This is a genomic window from Mesorhizobium waitakense (assembly GCF_056431085.1).
This window is the reverse complement of sequence record NZ_JBWKME010000190.1, coordinates 23592-42262: the sequence shown is the minus strand read 5'-3', so window position 1 is coordinate 42262 and position 18671 is coordinate 23592. Positions and strand designations below refer to the sequence as shown.

The following is an 18671-nucleotide window of genomic DNA, read 5'->3' as shown; positions in this document are numbered from 1 at the left end:
GCGGCCGGACTGCTCACGCCCATGTTACAAAAGTGTAATTTTCATGCCCTTGAATCGCCACGTTCAAAGACCCAAATAAACGTCATCGGCAGTTTTCGCCGAAGTCCGGAGCAAGGCCCGTCCCCCGCCTATCCCGGACACCTGCGGCAGCCTATCCCCCCTCTCCGGGCTGCCGCATCGTTTCGAGTAGAAGGCCGCCGTGGTTCCCCCTCCACCACGGCGGTCTTTTTTTGTCGTTCGAGAGGCATCGCGCGCCTTGGTCCAATCGTCCCGGGCTTTTCGTTCGCCCAGTCTGCCTTTACGGTCCCGGCACTGAATCGAAAGGCTTCACAAATGTCCGCAGTTTCCCCCGTTCTCGATCGCCTCGACAAGAATCTCGACCAGAGCCTTGAGCGCCTGTTCGGCCTGCTCAGGATCAAGTCGATCTCCACCGATCCGGCCTATGGCGCCGACTGCCGCAAGGCGGCGGAATGGCTGGTGGCAGAGCTCAAGCTTATCGGTTTCGACGCCAGCGTGCGCGATACGCCCGGATACCCGATGGTCGTTGCGCATCATGATGGACCAGCCGGCTCGCCGCATGTGCTGTTCTACGGCCACTACGACGTGCAGCCGGTCGATCCGATCGAATTGTGGGAAAGCGATCCGTTTTCGCCCGCGGTCAAGGAAATCGAGCCCGGCCGCAAGGTGATCACCGGGCGTGGTTCGGCCGACGACAAGGGCCAGTTGATGACCTTCGTCGAGGCTTGCCGGGCCTGGAAGCAGGTGCATGGCAATTTGCCGTGCCGCATCACCATCCTGTTCGAGGGCGAGGAGGAATCCGGCTCACCGTCGCTGAAACCGTTCCTCGAAGCCAATGCCGACGAGCTGAAGGCCGATTTCGCGCTGGTCTGCGATACCAGCATGTGGGACCGCGACACGCCGTCGATCTGCGTCGGGCTGCGCGGAATGGTCGGTGAGGAGATCACGGTGAAGGCCGCCGATCGCGACCTGCATTCCGGCCTCTATGGCGGTGCCGCCGCCAACCCGATCCGCATCCTGGCCAAGGTTTTGGCTGATATCCACGACAAGGACGGCCACATCACCATTCCAGGCTTCTATGACGGCGTCGAGGAAACGCCGTCGCAGATCCTGAAATCATGGGAGACGCTTGGCGAGACGGCCGAGATGTTCCTCGGACCCGTCGGCCTGTCGATCCCGTCGGGTGAGAAGGGCCGCTCGGTGCTAGAACTGACGTGGGCGCGGCCGACGGCCGAGTTCAACGGCATCATAGGCGGCTACACCGGCAAGGGCTTCAAGACGGTGATCGCGGCGGAAGCCTCGGCAAAGGTCTCGTTCCGCCTCGTCCACAAGCAGGACCCGGCGAAGATCCGCGCTGCGTTCCAGAAGTTCGTCAGGGAGCGCATTCCGGCCGACTGTTCGGTCGAATTCCACCCGCATGGCGGCTCGCCGGCAATCCAGCTTTCCTATGACTCGCCGTTCCTGGCCAAGGCCAAGAACGCGCTGTCCGACGAATGGCCGAAGCCGGCGGTGACGACGGGCGGCGGCGGCTCGATTCCCGTCGTTGGCGACTTCCAGACCTATCTCGGCATGGAATCGCTGCTGGTCGGCTTCGGCCTCGACGATGACCGCATCCACTCGCCCAACGAGAAATACGAGCTGAGCTCCTTCCACAAGGGCCAGCGTTCGTGGGCGCGGATTCTGGAGGCGTTGACGCGCTGAGGCGGCGGGACCCTAGTTTTCCTGTTGATTTTTCAGCGGATCGCGGCGAGGACGGGCCACGAGATAAAAGCGCTGCGGCACCCCTTGCGCTTCAAGGGATGCCGCGGGCTCGACCGGAGAAGACAATGGCCGACATCCGTTTCCACAAAAATGACCTGCCCGACCTTTCGCACTACAATGTCGGGGCGGTGGCCATCGACACCGAGACGCTGGGGCTCAACCCGCATCGCGACCGGCTGTGCGTGGTGCAGATTTCGCCGGGCGACGGCACAGCCGACGTGATCCAGATCGCGCCGGGCCAGAAGAAGGCGCCGAACCTCGTCAGCCTGCTGAGAAATCGCGGCGTGACCAAGCTGTTCCATTACGGGCGCTTCGACCTTGCCGTGCTTTACAATGCGTTCGGGGTGATGCCCGAGCCGGTGTTCTGCACCAAGATCGCCTCGCGGCTGACCCGCACCTACACCGATCGGCACGGGCTGAAGGACATCTGCTTCGAGCTTCTCGGCGTCGGCCTGTCCAAGGCGCAGCAATCGTCGGACTGGGCGGCCGAGACGCTGTCGCCCGAACAGCTCGAATACGCCGCTTCCGATGTGCTCTATCTGCACCGTTTGCGCGATGTGCTGGCCGGGCGGCTGGCGCGAGACGGGCGGACGAAGGAGGCCGATGCCTGCTTCCGCTTCCTGCCGACGCGTGCCAAACTCGACCTCATGGGCTGGGACGAAGAGGATATCTTCGCCCACAGCTGATGACCTTGGTTAGACTCTGCTGCCGGCGACCCGTTTGGAACCAGATGCAGGGCGCCGCGTTGTGTCGGCTCAGCCTGGTCGGTTCAAAAGGGGATGACATGGCGGACAGAAAGCCGATAGCGACCGCTCCGACCGACGGTTCAAAGGTCTCCGTCACTTGGAAGGACAGCGACGGCGTCATCAACGAATCAATCGCGCAATATCGCGACGACGGCTGGTGGGTCTACACCGACAGCCATACGCAAAAGAAGGTCGAGCCGACCAGCTGGCGGCCTGCCGCAAGCGACGATGACGACCAATGAGCGCGCCGCTGGCGACGCTGGCTGCTTTCGAATAGCCTGAAATCGTTGATATCGAGGCCGATTCGGAGCTTTCCGCTCCGCGCTCGCCCTCTTGCTCGGAGGAAATCGTCATGGGTGTCGAAAGCCTGCTCGTCTTCATCATCATTGGTGCCATCGCCGGCTGGCTCGCCGGTCTCATCGTGTCCGGCTTCGGCTTCGGCCTGATCGGCAACATCATCGTCGGCATCGTCGGCGCTTTCATCGCCGGCTGGCTGTTCCCGCTGATCGGCTTCTCCATCGGCGGCGGCGTTCTCGCGGCGATCATCCACGCCACGATCGGCGCCATCATCCTTTTGGTGCTGGTCAAGGTTCTGAAACGAGCTTGACGCTCGACAACCGAAAGAGCGCGCCATGAAACAGAATACGCTCTATCTCGTCATTGGCGCGCTCGTCGTCGTGGTCATCGCGCTCGGCATCTATGTCTATCGCGAGCAGACCAAACCGAAGGGCGTCGAGCTCAAGATCGACGACAAGGGCATCTCGATCCAGCAGAATTGACGGCGCCGGACCGGCGCTGACCGCCGCCGCCTTGTTGCTCAGACGGGCAGCGCCGATATGGCGTTGGAACCGATCCGCAAGCAATTGAATCCACATTGCATCGATTTTTCCCGACTTAACCCGCCTTTAAACCGCCGCATCTACTCTTCAACCCGAGCGCCATAGGCATCGGGGATATCAAGCACAGCGCATGGCGAACCGCAGAGACAGTCGCATCGAACCCAGTTTCGAGGTACCGCCGCAGGCGAAATCCTCGGCGGGTCTTTCGGTGAACGAGGAGGATCGCGTCGTGCCGAGCAACCGCAAAGCCTCCGCAAAACGAAAGCCGGCCAAGGGAAAATCGTCGCGCGGCGGACGCGGCAGAAGCCGCCGCGGCTTGTTCGGCGTGCTCGGCCGGCTGTTCTATTGGTGCTTCGTGCTCGCCATCTGGGGCGGCATCGCGGCGGCTGGCATCGTCATCTACTACGGCGCCAAGATGCCGGCGGCCACAACCTGGTCGATCCCCGACCGCGCCCCCAATATCAAGATCGTCTCAGCCGACAACCAACTGCTGGCCAACCGCGGCATGAGCGGTGGCGAGGCCGTCGGCCTGCACGAAATGTCGCCCTATATCCCCGAGGCCGTCATCGCCATCGAGGATCGCCGCTTCTACTCGCATTTCGGCATCGACCCGATCGGCCTGTCGCGTGCGATGGTGACCAACCTGCTCGGCGGGCATTTCTCGCAGGGCGGTTCGACGCTGACCCAGCAATTGGCCAAGAACCTGTTTCTGACGCCCGACCGCACCCTGGAACGCAAGGTGCAGGAAGTGCTGCTGTCGCTGTGGCTGGAGCACAAGCACACCAAGGACCAGATCCTCGAAATGTACCTCAACCGGGTTTATTTCGGGTCCGGCGCCTATGGCGTCGAAGCGGCTTCGCGCCGCTATTTCGGCAAGAGCGCGCGCGACGTCACGCTGTCGGAAGCAGCTCTGCTTGCCGGCCTGTTGAAGGCGCCGTCGCGGCTGTCGCCGGCGCGCGACCCGAAGGCCGCCGAGGAACGCTCGCAACTCGTGCTTGCCGCCATGCGCGACGAGGGCAAGATCAGCGCCAAGGAATTGACCTCGGCGATGAGCGCGCCGGCAACGCGCGCGCCATCCTACTGGACCGGCTCGGAGAACTACGTCGCCGACACCATCATGGAAGAACTGCCTGACCTGATCGGCGACGTGCGCGGCGACATCGTCATCGATTCTACCGTCGACCTGAACCTGCAGAAGCTCGCAGAGCAATCGATCCGCCGGCTGATCGACGACAGCGGCAAGAAGCTCAACGTCACCCAGGGCGCGCTCGTGTCGATCGACGATTCCGGTGCGGTGCGCGCCATGGTCGGCGGTTACGATTATTCGACCAGCCAGTTCGATCGTGCTTCGGAGGCACGCCGCCAGCCGGGCTCGGCGTTCAAGCCGTTCGTCTACATGGCCGCCCTTGAAGCCGGCCGCACGCCCGACAGTATGCGCAACGATGCGCCGATCAAGATCGGCAACTGGACGCCCGACAATTACGGCGGCAAATATTTCGGCAGGGTGACGCTGGCCACCGCACTTGCGAAATCGCTGAATTCGGTCGCGGCCCAGCTGACCATGGAGGTCGGGCCGAACGCGGTTGTCGAAGCCGCGCACCGCATGGGCATCCAGTCCGACCTGCAGTCCAACACCTCGATCGCACTCGGCACCTCGGAGGTGACGCCGCTGGAGCTGACCTCGGCCTATGTGCCTTTTGCCAATGGCGGCTACAAGCCGGACATCCATTTCATCCGCCGCGTAACGACCACAGATGGCAAGGTGCTTTACGACAGCGGTGGCGGCAGCGCGCCGCGTGTCGTCAAGCCCGAGATCGTCGGCATGATGAACTCGATGATGACCGGTACGGTCGAGACCGGCACCGCCCGAAAAGCGGCTTTCGCCTGGCCGTCGGCCGGCAAGACCGGCACCAGCCAGAATTCGCGCGACGCCTGGTTCGTCGGCTACACCGCCAATCTCACCACCGGCGTCTGGTTCGGCAATGACGACGGCAGCCCGATGAAGAAGGTCACCGGCGGCGCACTGCCGGCGCAGGCTTGGCATGAGTTCATGGTCGCCGCGCATGAGGGCGTGCCGGTGCGGCCGCTGCCCGGCACGTGGAAGTCGACACCGGCCGACACCATCGTGCCCGACGAGATACCCTCGGCAAACAACACGCCACCGGCGCCGGTTCCGTCCGTAGCCGTTGGCCGGCAGGCCCCGGCCGCACAGGCCGCTGCGCCTGCTGCGACGCCGCCGGCGCCGGTCCGCGCGGCACGTCCCGCGCAGACGGTCGATGCCGATGGCCTTTCGATGCCGGAAGACGACAGCGCCACCGCGTCGATCAAGCACCCGGTGCCGCCGGGCAGCGTCGGCGGCCCGCTCAAGAAGCGGCAGACCTCGATCCTCGATATTCTTGGTGGTGGCTGAGGGGGCGGCGGCTGAGCGGCAACTCGCCTCTCGCCACCTCGGCCGCGTTCGGCTACATCTCCGCCCTGGAGACTACAAAATGGCTGAACTCGACCCCAGAAAGACCATCGTGCTAACCGGCGCCAGCCGCGGCATCGGCCACGCCACCGTCAAGCGTTTTTCGCGCGAGGGCTGGCGCGTCATCACCTGCTCGCGCCAGGCTTTTGCCGAGGATTGCCCGTGGCCGGCCGGCCCGGAAGATCACATCAAGGTCGACCTCGCCGACCAGGAGGATGTCGGCATCGCCGTTTCGGAAATCCGCCATCGGCTGGAAGCGCATGGCGGCCAGCTACACGCGCTGGTCAACAATGCCGGCATCTCGCCGAAGCTCAAGGACGGCAACAGCCGGATGGACTCGATCGACACGCCGATGCATGTCTGGCGCGACGTGTTCCAGGTCAATTTCTTCGCGCCGATCATGCTGGCGCGTGGGCTGTTCAAGGAATTGGCCGCGGCCAAGGGCTCGATCGTCAACGTCACCTCGATCGCCGGCACCCGCGTGCATCCCTTCGCCGGCACCGCCTATGCGACATCGAAGGCCGCGCTTGGCTCGCTGACGCGCGAGATGGCGCATGATTTCGGCCCGCACGGCATCCGCGTCAACGCCATCGCGCCGGGCGAGATCGACACCGCGATCCTGTCGCCGGGCACGGACAAGATCGTCGAGACCATTCCGCTGCGGCGTCTCGGCACCACGGCGGAAGTCGCCGACATCATCTTCTTCCTGTGCTCGCAGCAGGCATCCTACGTGACCGGCTCGGAAATCCATATCAATGGCGGCCAGCACGTGTGAGCGAGCAGACCGGCCGATATGAGCGGTTCGCTGAAACCAACATTGTTGGGTCGCTGCTGATTTATGAATGGGCCGCAACCCTGAGCATTCGCCAGGCATGCGAGATCCTGGATCGCATTGCTGAGATTATCGGCTCTTCGCCTGATATAGCCACGGTTGTCGATGACAAAACGGGCAAGGATTATCTCTACAGAAATTTTGTCGAACGCGGCGTCATAGACAAGAAGAGCTGGGAATCGGTCGGTTGTCTGTGGAAGCGCAGCCCCGATGTATTGTCGGATTTTGCGATAGAAATTGGCTGCTCGGTCGATCGTTTCAGGCTGTTCGATATTCACATTGACCAGGCCGCAGTCCCCGATTTGAAAGAGACCTTTCAGAGAATCGTCAGATATGTCAGCGATGAACTGCAACCAATCTATGGGTTTGGCCTCTCGATGCCATATTTTTGGGGGCCGAGAGCGTTTGCGCGAGGGTCGGCATCTTCTCGTTTCGCGACCGTCGACAAGACGTTCTATGGCCCGCCGGCACAAATGAGCGAGCAATCTTTCGCATTTGGCCGAACATTCCGTGCTGATAGCGACAAACGAAATCTGACCGAGAACCTTCGCGACGTGTTTCCGTTCAACCTGTTGTCACGTGGGCATCTGGACCGCCACTTGGACGGCAAGCGACTGGAGACCTGGATCGAGGAGAACGCCTACGGCGTTCTGCGGCAATTGTCGCCTATCACTTGGCAGTGGGATGTTCCGCCCGAAGACGTTCAAAATATCAGAAAACGTGTGATCGAGGCAGGCCTCACGATTGTGAAAGAGTAGCGCTCCTGGCGGTCTGGCCGGCTTGCACCGTCTCGGTATGCCCACCAAGCGCCCCTTCCACGATCCCACGGGGCGATCTCGCGCTCGCCCATGATCACCGTGTCGGCGCGGAGCCCCTTAAGATGCTCGACATCGGCGTCGGAATCAATAGCGGCCAGCACGTGTGAGCCGGTCGACTTTCAAGCTAGGGACTGCTTATTCCGGCTATGGTGAGAACAGCCTTGCCGCTGATGCTGCGCTGTCGCAGTGCGTCGAGGGCTTGGGCGACGTCTGTCCACGGCACGGTCAAGACCACGCGCGTTTCAAGCCGGCCAGCCGCGACCAGCGCGAGCAGCGAGGCGATGTCCGCGCCAATGCCTGAACCGGAAGTGTAGTACGCGAAAGTCTGAAGCCTCGCTCCCTCGTGATCCGGAACGAACTGGCGGAATCCGATGGGCGTGAGTTCGCCGCTGCTCGATCCGAACATGACAACGGTCCCGCCAGGTGCAACGCATTCGATCGCGTGTGTCAGGCTTTCGCCGCCGACCGACTCGGTGATCAGCGAGAACAGGCCCTTGGCCAACGCGATCGACTCGACAACCTGCTCGGCTCCAAGACCGCGGAGATCCTCAGCATGTCGGGCGGCGGCGATCGCGGTCACCGAGGCGCCCTGCTCGCGGGCGATCTGGATCTGGAAACGACCGACCGCACCGCTTGCGCCGGTGATCAGGACCTGCTGGCCGGCCAGATCGCCGCCGAGGCGCAGGGTGCGCAGCGCCGTCGTGCCCGCGACCGGAAGCGTGGCTGCGGAGACAAAGCTGACGTAATCCGGCAGGACGGCGAGACGGTCGGTTGAAACGGCGACACGTTCGGCCCAGCCGGCCTGGTCGACCAAAGCCGCAACCCGGGTGCCTACGGTTGGCCCGGAGCCATCGGCTGCTGCGCATTCGACAACCCCAACGATGTCCTGGCCGGGTATCCAGCCGTTCGGTCGGATGGCGAGCAGGCGCAGTTCACCGCGGTTCAACGAGGTTGCGCGGACCGAGACAAGCGCCTCGTTTGCGAAGGGCTGAGGCTCCTCCAGCTCGGCGAGCCTCAGTCTGGTGGCGCTGGCGGGAGATGTGACCAAGGCGAGCATGGGGTCATACCTTCTTGCTGGTTTGTGGAGGCATAGCGTCTGGCGGCGCTATGCCTTGCGGGTTCGACTTCGGAGCACCAAGCCTAATCTTCGATGGCTTGGCACACTTGCGCGGAGGTCGCCGCCTCATCGGCCGGCGATGGGCACGCGGAGCGTCGACGCGATCAGCCTGACGCCCGCTATACGCAAACCGGAATTTATAGACTCAGCCGGCTGAATAATTTAGATATTATGGCAACTGATCGCTAAAAACCGTCAATCATGAGACAGCCTCTTCGCTACCCATGGCTCGATTTCGACGTAGATGACGTTCTCGGGCCGGCAATCGCCGTGCGCGTTGACGTTACCGAGACCAAGGCAGAGGTGCCCGACCACCGGCATCGCAAAGGGCAACTCGTCTTCGCACTGGGAGGCGGCGTCATATGTCGCGTTCCCAATGGCCTGTGGATGGTGCCGCCTCATTGCGGGGTGTGGATTCCGGGTGACATCGAGCACAGCAATATCGCGACCGCCAATGCCCGGATTTTTTTCGTCTACATCGAGCCGGGAGCCGCCGATCTGCCAAACCGGTGCTGCACGCTTTCGATCTCGCCACTGCTGCGCGAACTGATCATCGAGCTGTCCGATAGCGTCGGGGATGACGCAAGGGACGGGCTCTTGACCAGGGTCCTGCTCACCGAACTGCCTCGCATGCCGATCCAGCAGCTGCATCTGCCGATTTCATCCGAGCCGCGCCTGAGGCGGATCGCCGAGGCGTTGGCGGAAGATCCTGCCGACCGCAGCACCTTGGCAGAATGGGCCAATCGTGTCGCCCTCAGCGAGAGCAGTCTCGCACGTCTCGCGGTGAAGGAGACGGGACTGACCTTCGGGCGCTGGCGCCAGCAACTGCATTTGATCGTCGCAATGCGAGAGTTGGCCGCCGGCGCGAGCGTGCAGCAAGTTTCGGGCGATCTCGGTTATGAATCCGTCACGGCCTTCATCACCATGTTCAAGAAGGCGCTTGGGAAGCCGCCGGCAAAGTATCTCAGCAATCTCGTGCAAAACGGCGGTTCAGCATTCGTCGCTTGATAGGCGCGCTTCCAGACGATCTCATTGCCAGCATCCGTGAGCATGCGGGCTTGGGGTCCAGGACTTAGGCCACGGACGGCTAGGCGGCCTCCGGCCGTAGCGCTGGCTTGTGCCCCAACACCTCTTCGACGATGCCACGAGCGATCTCGCGCTCGCCCATGATCACCGTGTCGGCGCCGAGCCCCTTGAGATGCTCGACCTCGGCGTCGGAATGGGCGCGGGCGATGACGTTGATCTTCGGATTGGCGGCCCGCGCCCGCAGCACGATCTGGCCGGCCTCGAAGGCATTGGGGATGGCCAGGATCAGCCGCTTCGCACCTTCCGGATTGGCCGCGGCGAACACTTCGGCATTTGCGGCATTGCCGGAGACGATCTCGATGTCGTCGGCCTTCAGCCTGGCCAGTGTCTTGTCGGCATCCTCGATGACGAGGAAGGGCAGGGCGGCCTCTTTCAACGCTGCGCCGACGAGACTGCCGACACGGCCATAGCCGATCAGGATGGCGTGGTTGGCGAGCGCTGTCCTCGGCGGCGGCCCGTCTTCCCCGTTGGTCGTCGCTGCAACCGAAGCCACCTGGCCCGGTTCCGTCGCCGGACCGACCGGCTTTGCCTCGACCGGCGGTGCCGTCCTGGCGGCGCGCCGCTCAAGCCATGGCTTCATCCAGTCGATGGCGAGGAACATCAGCGGATTGAGGACGATCGACAGGATGGCGCCGGCAAGGATCAGGTCGCGGCCCTGTTCGGGCAATAGTTTCAGCCCGACGCCGAGTTCGGCCAGGATGAAGGAGAATTCGCCGATCTGGGCCAGGCTCGCCGAAATCATCAGCGCCGTGGCCAAGGGATAGCCGAAGGCAATGACGATGACGAATGCCGCCAACGATTTGCCGATGACGATGATGGCAAGCGTCGCCAGGATCGGCCAGCCATTACTGATCAGGCTGAACGGATCGAACAGCATGCCGACCGAAACAAAGAACAGCACGGAAAAGGCATCGCGCAGCGGCAGCGATTCCTCGGCGGCGCGATGGCTGAGCTCGGATTCGCTCATGATCATGCCAGCGAAGAAGGCGCCCAGCGCCAGCGACACCCCGAACAGTTTGGCTGCACCGAAGGCGACACCGAGCGCGATGGCCAGCACGGCGAGCCGGAACAGTTCGCGCGAGCCGGTGTGGGCGACGTAGTGCAGGATCCACGGGATCACCCGGCGGCCGACCACAAGCATGACGACGACGAAGGCGGCAACCTTGGCCAGCGTGATGCCGACGACGCCCCAGATGCCATAACTGGCCGGCAGCGACAGAAAGCCGCTCGCGTGGGCGTCAGCCTGCTCCTGGCCGCCGAGCACGCCGGCAAGGGCCGGCAGCAGCACCAGCGCCAGCACCATGGCCAGGTCCTCGACGATCAGCCAGCCGACGGCGATCCGGCCGCGTTCCGTCTCGATCAGGCGCCGTTCCTGCAAGGCGCGCAGCAGCACCACGGTCGAGGCGACCGATAGCGCCAGGCCGAAAACCAGGCCCGCGCCCATCGACCAGCCGAGCATCCAGGACAGGCCGGCGCCGAGTGCGGTGGCAAAGCCGATCTGGACGATAGCGCCGGGCACGGCGATGGCGCGCACCGACAGAAGATCTTTCAGCGAGAAGTGCAGGCCGACGCCGAACATCAGCAAGATGACGCCGATTTCGGCCAGTTCATTGGCAAGGCCGGCATCGGCGACGAAGCCGGGCGTGTTCGGCCCGACCAGCACGCCGGCTACGAGATAGCCGACCAGCGGCGGAATGCGGAATCGGTTGGCGAGAGCCCCGAAGACGAAAGCCAGCCCCAGACCGGCGACGATGGTGGCGATAAGGGGCGTGTCATGCGGCATTGTCTATGGAGCGCCTTTCAAACCAGAGATGTCGGGTGTGCGCCGCCCGAAGCCGCCGCCTGTTTGCAATATGGTGGAAGGGGTGTCGACGATGCAACCCGCAAGCGCGCAAAATCGACTGCGAGAGGCGCAGAAAACAAATAGCCGTCAGAATTCACGCAGATCATGTCGCCGCCTGATCGAAAAGGGCAGTGATTTTGCTGCCCTGCATGGGTTTTGGTGCGGGCGGCTTTAATCTACTAAATTGGTAGAATTTAGAAAAAACTGTTTTGCGATATTTTCGGTCGGGCGCTAAAAGAGGCGCAAATCAAGGCCTGCGGCAGCAGCTTGAATCCGCTCCATGTGCCAACGAGGAATATTTTTCTCTTGGGTAGAGAGCATTCAGAAAAGCGATTGCATCCCGACGAGCGATGCGCGAGTGCGTTCCTTCTGGTTTTTCGCGCCCGCGCGTAGAACTGCAGGCCTGTTCAGGATTACGCTCGCGTCCATGCCGCACACTGTTCCCAAGCTCAATGCCTTCCCTGTCTTCCTGCGGGTCGAGGGGCAAACCGTGGCCATCGTCGGCGGCGGCGACGAGGCGCTGGCCAAGGCGCGGCTGATCGGGCAGTCGAGCGCGGTCCTGCGCATCATTTCCGAATACGCCGAGCCCGACCTGTTGGCCTTCATCGTTCAGGCTGGCGCGAACCATGTGGCCGCCACGTACGACGCGTCGCAGCTCGAAGGCGCGGTCATGGTGTTTGCCGCCAGCGGCGACGAGGAACTCGACCGCCGCGTGGCCGCGGACGCGCGCCGTCTGGGGATCCCGGTCAATGCGGTCGACCGGCCGGAGCTGTGCGATTTCTTCACCCCGGCGCTGGTCAACCGCGCGCCGGTCGCCATCGCCATCGGTACGGAAGGGGCTGGACCGGTGCTTGCCCAGATGCTGCGCAGCCGCATCGACCAGCTGCTGTCGCCGTCGCTTGGCCCGCTGGCAACGCTTGCCGCGTCGTTTCGCGGTGCTGCCGAGAAGCTGCTGCCGAAAAGCAACGCCCGTCGCCGCTTCTGGAGCGACTTTTTCGGCGGCGCGCCTGCCCATGCCGTGGACGCAGGCCAGCTGTCGCAGGCGCATGACGCCGCCGTCGATCTTCTGCTTTCAAACACGCCTACGTCGGGCCATATCGCGCTCGTCGGTGCCGGTCCGGGCGCCGAGGATCTTTTGACCCTGCGCGCCCACCGTCTGCTGATGGAGGCCGACGTCATCGTCCATGACGCGCTGGTGCCGGAAGCGGTCGTTGCCATGGGACGCCGCGATGCCGAGCGCCTGCCGGTCGGCAAACGCAAGGGCTGCCACACCAAGAGCCAGGCCGAGATCAATGCGCTGCTGGTCGAACTTGGGCGCCAAGGCAAGCGTGTCGTGCGGCTGAAGTCGGGCGATCCACTGGTGTTCGGCCGGGCCGGAGAGGAGATGGCAGCACTGCGTGATGCCGGCATCGCCTATGAGGTGGTTCCGGGCGTTACCGCGGCTTTCGCCGCCGCTGCCGATTTCGAATTGCCGCTGACCTTGCGCGGCGTTTCCTCGTCGATGGTGTTCACGACCGGACATGACCTCAAGGGCAATTCGCTGCCGGACTGGGCCAAGCTTGCCATTTCGGGCGCGACCGTCGCCGTCTATATGGGCCGCTCGGTGGCGGCCGAGGTTGCCGGCCGGTTGATCGAGGCTGGTCTGTCGCCCGACACGGCGGTGGCCGTGGTCGAGAATGCCAGCCTCGCCAATCGCCGCCGCTTCCACGGCACGCTTGCCGACCTGCCGTCGCTGGAAGCGCGTGCCGATCTTTCCGGCCCGGTCATGACCATCATCGGCGATGCGGTTGCCGGCGCCAACTTTGAACGGTCGGAGCCGCTCGCGGGACACAGGCATGCAGGCGTGTCCGCAGCTGCCACTGAGGGAGTTCAACAATGAAGATACTGACCGCCAATCGCCTCAGTGACGGCATTGCCGTCTGGTATGCCGATGGCGGCTGGGCCGAGACGGTAGACCATGCCGACCTTGCGCACGACAAGGCGGCCGAGGATCGGCTGGAGGCGATCGGCGCCAAGGCGTATGCCGACAACGAAGTGGTCGACGTCAATTTGATCGACGCCGATGTCGTCAACGGCATCGTCGAGCCGGTGCGGTTGCGCGAGAAGATCCGCGCCGCCGGCCCGACCATCCGCAACGATCTCGGCAAGCAGGCTGCCAAGCAGGCGACTTGGGCAGCTTAACAAGACACCAGGCATGGGCGGACGCGCCCTGAAAGACGAAGCATGTACCGTTACGATGAGTTCGACCACGATTTTGTCCAGGCCCGTGTCGCCGAGTTCAGCGACCAGGTCCAGCGCCGCCTTGCCGGCGAAATCACCGAGGACCAGTTCAGGCCGCTGAGGCTGATGAACGGCGTCTATCTTCAGCTGCACGCCTACATGCTGCGCATCGCGGTGCCCTATGGCACGCTGAACGGCAAGCAGTTGCGCATGCTTGGCCACATCGCCCGCAAATACGACAAGGGCTACGGCCATTTCACCACGCGCCAGAACATCCAGTTCAACTGGCCGGCGCTGTCGGATATTCCAGCGATCCTGGCGGATCTGGCAAGCGTCGAGATGCATGCCATCCAGACCAGTGGCAATTGCATCCGCAATGTCACCGCCGACCATTTCGCCGGTGCCGCCGCCGATGAGGTCGCCGATCCGCGCCCCTATGCGGAAATCCTGCGCCAGTGGTCGTCGGTGCATCCCGAATTCTCGTTCCTGCCGCGCAAGTTCAAGATCGCGGTGACAGGTGCCGAGCGCGACCGCGCCGCCATCCAGACCCACGATATCGGCCTGCACCTGAAGAAGAACGCCGCCGGCGAACTCGGCTTCGCCGTCTATATTGGTGGCGGCCAGGGCCGCACCCCGATGGTGGCCAGGAAGATCCGCGACTTCCTGCCGGAAGCCGACCTTCTGTCCTACTGCACGGCGATCCTGCGCGTTTACAACCTGTATGGCCGCCGCGACAACAAGTACAAGGCGCGCATCAAGATCCTCGTCCACGAGACCGGCGTCGAGGAAATCACCCGCCAGGTCGAGGCCGAGTGGCAGGAACTGAAGGACGCCGAACTGAAGCTGCCGGACGCCGATATCCGCGCCATCCAGGCCTATTTCGCGCCTCCGGCGCTCACCGACCGGCCGGACGGCGACGCAGCGGTGAAGCTTGCGCGCCTCGATTCGAAGAGCTTTTCCGATTGGCTCGACCAGAACGTGGTGACGCACCGCCATCCCGACTATGCGGCGGTGACCGTTTCGCTGAAGGGCATCGGCGAGGTGCCGGGCGACGCCTCCGACAGCCAGATGGAGGCGGTCGCCGACATCGCCGAGAAATACGCCTTCGACGAGCTTCGTGTCAGCCATGAGCAGAACCTGATCCTGCCGCATGTGGCGCGCGCCGATCTCAAGGCGATCCATGACGCACTGGTCGACATCGGGCTGGCGACGGCCAACTCCAACCTGATATCGGACATCATCGCTTGCCCGGGCCTCGACTATTGCGCGCTGGCGACGGCGCGATCGATCCCGATCGCGCAGGAAATCTCGCGCCGCTTCGGCTCGCTGGAGCGGCAGCGGGAGATCGGCGAACTGAAGTTGAAGATCTCCGGCTGCATCAATGCCTGCGGCCATCACCATGTCGGTCATATCGGCATCCTTGGCGTCGAGAAGAAGGGCTCCGAGCTCTATCAGGTGACGCTGGGCGGCTCGGCCGACGAAAACACGTCGGTCGGCGAGATCATCGGCCGCGGCTTCAGCTCGGAAGAGATCACCGACGCCATCGAGCAGATCGTCGAGACCTATCTCGGCCTTCGGCTCAACCCGCAAGAAAAATTCATCGACGCCTACCGCCGAGTCGGTCCCGCGCCGTTCAAGGAGGCGCTCTATGCTGGCGAAGCCAAGGCCGCTTGACCAGATCGTCGACGTCGTCGATGACGGCATTGCCGCGAAAGCGGCGGGGCTCGATGCGCTTTATGGCCATCTGACCCCGCTCGAGATCATTGAACGCTCGGCCCACGAACTGTTCCACGACGAGATCGCCGCGGTGTCGTCGTTCGGCGCCGATTCGGCCGTGCTGCTGCACATGATCTCCAAGATCGACCGGACGCTGCCGGTCATCTTCCTCGACACCGGCAAGCATTTCGAGGAGACGCTCAGCTATCGCGATGCGCTTGCCGCCGATTTCGGGCTGACCAACATCCGGGTGATCAAGCCCGAAGAAGCAGCGCTCGAACGGATCGACCCGACGGGCAATCTGCACCAGAGCAATACCGACGCCTGCTGCGACGTGCGCAAGGTCGAGCCGCTGGCGCGTGGCGTTGCACCTTTCCGCGCCTGGTTCACCGGACGCAAGCGCTTCCAGGCCTCGACCCGGGCAGCGCTTCCGGTGTTCGAGGCGGTCGGCCCGCGCATCCGCATCAATCCGCTGGCGCACTGGACGACATCGGACCAGGCGGACTACATGCGCGCGCATGCGCTGCGCGAAAATCCGCTGGTCGCCTATGGCTATCTGTCGATCGGCTGCTTCCCCTGCACGCAGCCGGTGCGGCCCGGCGAGGACGCGCGCAGCGGCCGCTGGGCCGGTCATGCCAAGACCGAGTGCGGCATTCACCTGTCGGGACTGGAGAAGTCGCTGACCGACGCATCGCTATAGGGTATGTTGATATTCAGCCGGCCTGCAAAGGGGGGTTTCCTGCGCTTCCGGTGCTCGGCTTGGCCTGAGCCAAGTTTCAACACCCTGGGATTCTTTGGGCTTTAGGAATTTTTGATGACCGAACCGACCACACCGGAGACCCGCCTCTGGACCCGGACGGGTTTTCGCGAGGACGAGTGGGCTCATGCCGAAAGCGCGGACGCACTGTCCGGCAATGGCCGCTTCATCCTACCGCTGCAGGCGTTCCTCGCTCTCGATCCGGAGGTGCGCCGGTCCGCCAGGGAGCGGCTCGGTGTCGCGCTGCAGCCCGGCGACCAGCTCGAGAAGATCGCCGATCTGCTCGACCAGCTGTCACTGGTGGCGCTGGCCTTCCCGGCCTTCAGCGATGGCCGTTCCTTCTCCAAGGGCGAATTGCTGCGCAGCCGCTATCATTTCGAGGGTGCGGTGCGCGCCACGGGCCAGGTGCTGGTCGACCAGTTGCCGCATATGCTGCGGCTCGGCTTCGACGAATTCGAGATATCTAACCCGGTGCTGTTGAAACGGCTGGAAGAGGGCCGCACCGGCGGGTTGGGGCTCTACTATCAGCCAACTGCCATGCCGGAGCCCAAGGGACCAAAATATTCCTGGCGACGTTCGCGTCAGCTGACGCAGCGGTAATTCCACGCGTCTTTACATCGGTTGTGATCGGGCCTTCTCTTGGTCATCCGGACGGAAACATCCGCCTGATGTGAATGAGTCTCGGATCGTCCTTTGCGTGTCCTTTGGACGCGCGGCGTTCCAACCGGGAGGAGATCATGGATTTCGACTATGTCATTGCCGGTGGCGGGTCCGCCGGCTGCACGCTTGCCGCGCGGCTCTCCGAAGATCCATCGAAAAGGGTTTGCCTGATCGAAGCCGGCGGCGAGGGCACGAACCTGCTCATTCGCGCGCCGGCAGGCGTCATCGCGCTGTTGCCGGGCCGGCCGAAGATCAACAACTGGGCCTTCGAGACGGTGCCGCAGCAAGGGCTCGGCGGCCGCAAGGGGTACCAGCCGCGCGGGAAGGCTCTGGGTGGCTCGAGCGCCATCAATGCCATGCTCTACACACGCGGACACCGCGGCGACTATGACGAATGGGCCGATCTCGGCTGCGACGGCTGGTCATGGGACGAGGTGCTGCCTTATTTCCGGCGCGCGGAAGGCAACCAGCGTGGCAGTGATGCCTTGCATGGCGGTGACGGACCGCTGCGGGTCGCCGAGCAGCAGGAGTCGCGTGCGCTCTCCAGGGCCTTTGTCGAAGCCTGTGGCGAGAACCAGATCCGGCGCAACGATGATTTCAACGGGGTCGAACAGGAAGGGGCGGGACTTTATCAAGTCACGCAATTCTGGGGTGAACGCCGCAATGGCGAGCGCTGCTCGGCGGCCGCCGCCTATTTGCATCCGGCGATGAGCCGGCCAAACCTTACCGTTATCACCGGAGCACACGCCACGGGCATCGTCCTTGAAGGCAAGCGGGCTGCCGGTGTGCGCTACCGCGCGGGCAAGATTGAAACCGTTGCGAAAGCCGGGCGCGAGGTCATCGTCTGCGCTGGTGCCTTCGGCTCGCCACAGCTCTTGATGCTGTCCGGGATCGGCCCGGCTGTCGAGCTTGCAGCGCACGGAATTCCGATCGTCCATGAAATGCCCGGCGTCGGCAAGAACCTGCAGGACCATCTTGATTTCATCATGGGCTGGACATCGAAGAATACCGACATGATGGGCATCGGCCTGCGCGGTCTGCCTGGCCTGCTGCGGCATCTGCGGCGCTGGCGCAGGGATGGCGGCGGTATGATCGCCACGCCCTACGCTGAGGGCGGCGCCTTCCTCAAATCCGACCCGGCGATCCACCGTCCCGACCTGCAACTGCATTTCTGCATCGCCATCGTCGATGATCATGGTCGCAAGCTGCATATGGGTTATGGTTTTTCCTGCCACGTCTGCGTGCTGCGGCCGCATTCGCGCGGCGAGGTCGGGCTGTCGGCGCGCGACCCGCTGGCGCCACCGCGCATCGATCCGCGTTTTCTGTCCGACAAACGCGACGCCGAGCTGTTGCTCAGGGGTGTCAGAATGATGCGCGGCATATTGGAGGCGCCGGCGCTGGCCAAATACCGCGCCAAGGAAATCTACACCGCCGGCGTATCGAGCGATGCCGAGCTGATGACCCATATCCGAGCCCGCGCCGATACGATCTATCACCCGGCGGGCACCTGCAAGATGGGCATCGACGACATGGCGGTGGTCGATCCGCAGCTCCGCGTGCGCGGCATACGGGCCTTGCGGGTGGTCGACGCCTCGGTGATGCCGACGCTGATCGGCGGCAACACCAATGCGCCGACCATCATGATCGCCGAAAAGGCAGCGGATATGATCAAGGCGGTGGCCTGAAGGAGTTCTGGTCGAACCAGTGGTGCTATTTTCGCCTGTTTTGAAGCGATCTATGGCCATGCCATCCCCGGCCGACGGGAACTGGTCTTACCAACGGGGGATTTGT

General features: G+C 63.5%; 17 protein-coding genes and 1 pseudogene. 15 read left to right on the top strand and 3 right to left on the bottom strand.

Features of this window, described 5'->3' with window-relative positions; genetic code table 11:
• Window positions 1-333 precede the first annotated feature (333 nt).
• The 8 genes from AC07FD_RS34345 to AC07FD_RS34310 all read left to right on the top strand — a co-directional run bounded on the left by AC07FD_RS34345 (window position 334) and on the right by AC07FD_RS34310 (window position 7421).
• The gene (locus AC07FD_RS34345) at window positions 334-1719 is read left to right on the top strand and encodes a M20/M25/M40 family metallo-hydrolase (RefSeq protein ID WP_478353421.1); all 1386 of its coding nucleotides are present in this window, start codon (window positions 334-336) and stop codon (window positions 1717-1719) included.
• A 125-nt stretch (window positions 1720-1844) separates the two neighbouring features.
• Window positions 1845-2465, top strand: a complete 621-nt coding sequence (locus AC07FD_RS34340; RefSeq protein WP_095084743.1) for a ribonuclease D — start codon at window positions 1845-1847, stop codon at window positions 2463-2465.
• Between the two features lie 98 nt (window positions 2466-2563).
• Entirely contained in the window at window positions 2564-2767 is a 204-nt protein-coding gene (locus AC07FD_RS34335) for a hypothetical protein (RefSeq protein WP_095084999.1), read from the top strand.
• A 110-nt stretch (window positions 2768-2877) separates the two neighbouring features.
• Complete coding sequence (locus AC07FD_RS34330; protein WP_095084742.1) at window positions 2878-3132, top strand: GlsB/YeaQ/YmgE family stress response membrane protein; 255 nt, start codon at window positions 2878-2880, stop codon at window positions 3130-3132.
• A gap of 25 nt (window positions 3133-3157) precedes the next feature.
• A complete protein-coding gene (locus AC07FD_RS34325; protein ID WP_013529552.1) occupies window positions 3158-3304 on the top strand; it encodes a hypothetical protein in 147 nt (48 codons plus the stop codon).
• Between the two features lie 190 nt (window positions 3305-3494).
• Window positions 3495-5774: a transglycosylase domain-containing protein gene (locus AC07FD_RS34320; protein ID WP_478353420.1), complete on the top strand. Its 2280-nt coding sequence runs from the start codon at window positions 3495-3497 to the stop codon at window positions 5772-5774.
• 79 nt (window positions 5775-5853) lie between these two features.
• Complete coding sequence (locus AC07FD_RS34315) at window positions 5854-6606, top strand: SDR family NAD(P)-dependent oxidoreductase (protein WP_478353419.1); 753 nt, start codon at window positions 5854-5856, stop codon at window positions 6604-6606.
• Window positions 6603-7421, top strand: coding sequence for a hypothetical protein (locus tag AC07FD_RS34310; protein ID WP_478353418.1), 819 nt, complete (start codon window positions 6603-6605; stop codon window positions 7419-7421). Before AC07FD_RS34315 ends, AC07FD_RS34310 begins: the two co-directional genes overlap by 4 nt.
• Here AC07FD_RS34310 and AC07FD_RS34305 read toward each other — a convergent pair.
• A pseudogene (locus tag AC07FD_RS34305) lies at window positions 7402-7591 on the bottom strand (hypothetical protein); the annotation flags it as partial. The gene AC07FD_RS34310 and the pseudogene AC07FD_RS34305 sit on opposite strands and share 20 nt — an antisense overlap.
• A 14-nt stretch (window positions 7592-7605) precedes the next feature.
• Window positions 7606-8538 (bottom strand): zinc-binding dehydrogenase, encoded by a 933-nt coding sequence (locus AC07FD_RS34300; RefSeq protein ID WP_478353417.1) that lies wholly within the window; start codon window positions 8536-8538, stop codon window positions 7606-7608.
• A 261-nt stretch (window positions 8539-8799) separates the two neighbouring features.
• Between AC07FD_RS34300 and AC07FD_RS34295 the strand changes: the two genes are divergently transcribed.
• A complete protein-coding gene (locus tag AC07FD_RS34295) occupies window positions 8800-9606 on the top strand; it encodes an AraC family transcriptional regulator (RefSeq protein ID WP_478353416.1) in 807 nt (268 codons plus the stop codon).
• Window positions 9607-9685: 79 nt separating this feature from the next.
• Here AC07FD_RS34295 and AC07FD_RS34290 read toward each other — a convergent pair whose 3' ends face one another.
• The gene (locus AC07FD_RS34290; protein ID WP_478353415.1) at window positions 9686-11467 is read right to left on the bottom strand and encodes a cation:proton antiporter domain-containing protein; all 1782 of its coding nucleotides are present in this window, start codon (window positions 11465-11467) and stop codon (window positions 9686-9688) included.
• A 487-nt stretch (window positions 11468-11954) separates the two neighbouring features.
• Here AC07FD_RS34290 and cysG point away from each other — a divergent pair, with 487 nt between their 5' ends.
• The 6 genes from cysG (at window position 11955) to AC07FD_RS34260 (ending at window position 18565) form a co-directional block, all read left to right on the top strand.
• On the top strand, window positions 11955-13406 hold the full coding sequence (gene cysG / locus AC07FD_RS34285; RefSeq protein WP_478353414.1) for a siroheme synthase CysG: 1452 nt from the start codon (window positions 11955-11957) through the stop codon (window positions 13404-13406).
• Window positions 13403-13708 (top strand): DUF2849 domain-containing protein, encoded by a 306-nt coding sequence (locus tag AC07FD_RS34280; RefSeq protein ID WP_477285625.1) that lies wholly within the window; start codon window positions 13403-13405, stop codon window positions 13706-13708. The genes cysG and AC07FD_RS34280 overlap by 4 nt, the downstream gene beginning before the upstream one ends.
• 42 nt (window positions 13709-13750) lie before the next feature.
• Window positions 13751-15421: a nitrite/sulfite reductase gene (locus tag AC07FD_RS34275; protein WP_478353413.1), complete on the top strand. Its 1671-nt coding sequence runs from the start codon at window positions 13751-13753 to the stop codon at window positions 15419-15421.
• Window positions 15396-16163, top strand: a complete 768-nt coding sequence (locus AC07FD_RS34270; protein ID WP_478353412.1) for a phosphoadenylyl-sulfate reductase — start codon at window positions 15396-15398, stop codon at window positions 16161-16163. The genes AC07FD_RS34275 and AC07FD_RS34270 overlap by 26 nt, the downstream gene beginning before the upstream one ends.
• Before the next feature lie 114 nt (window positions 16164-16277).
• The gene (locus tag AC07FD_RS34265) at window positions 16278-16820 is read left to right on the top strand and encodes a DUF934 domain-containing protein (protein WP_478353411.1); all 543 of its coding nucleotides are present in this window, start codon (window positions 16278-16280) and stop codon (window positions 16818-16820) included.
• Window positions 16821-16957: 137 nt separating this feature from the next.
• Window positions 16958-18565, top strand: coding sequence for a GMC family oxidoreductase (locus AC07FD_RS34260; protein WP_478353410.1), 1608 nt, complete (start codon window positions 16958-16960; stop codon window positions 18563-18565).
• The last annotated feature ends 106 nt before the right edge of the window (window positions 18566-18671 follow it).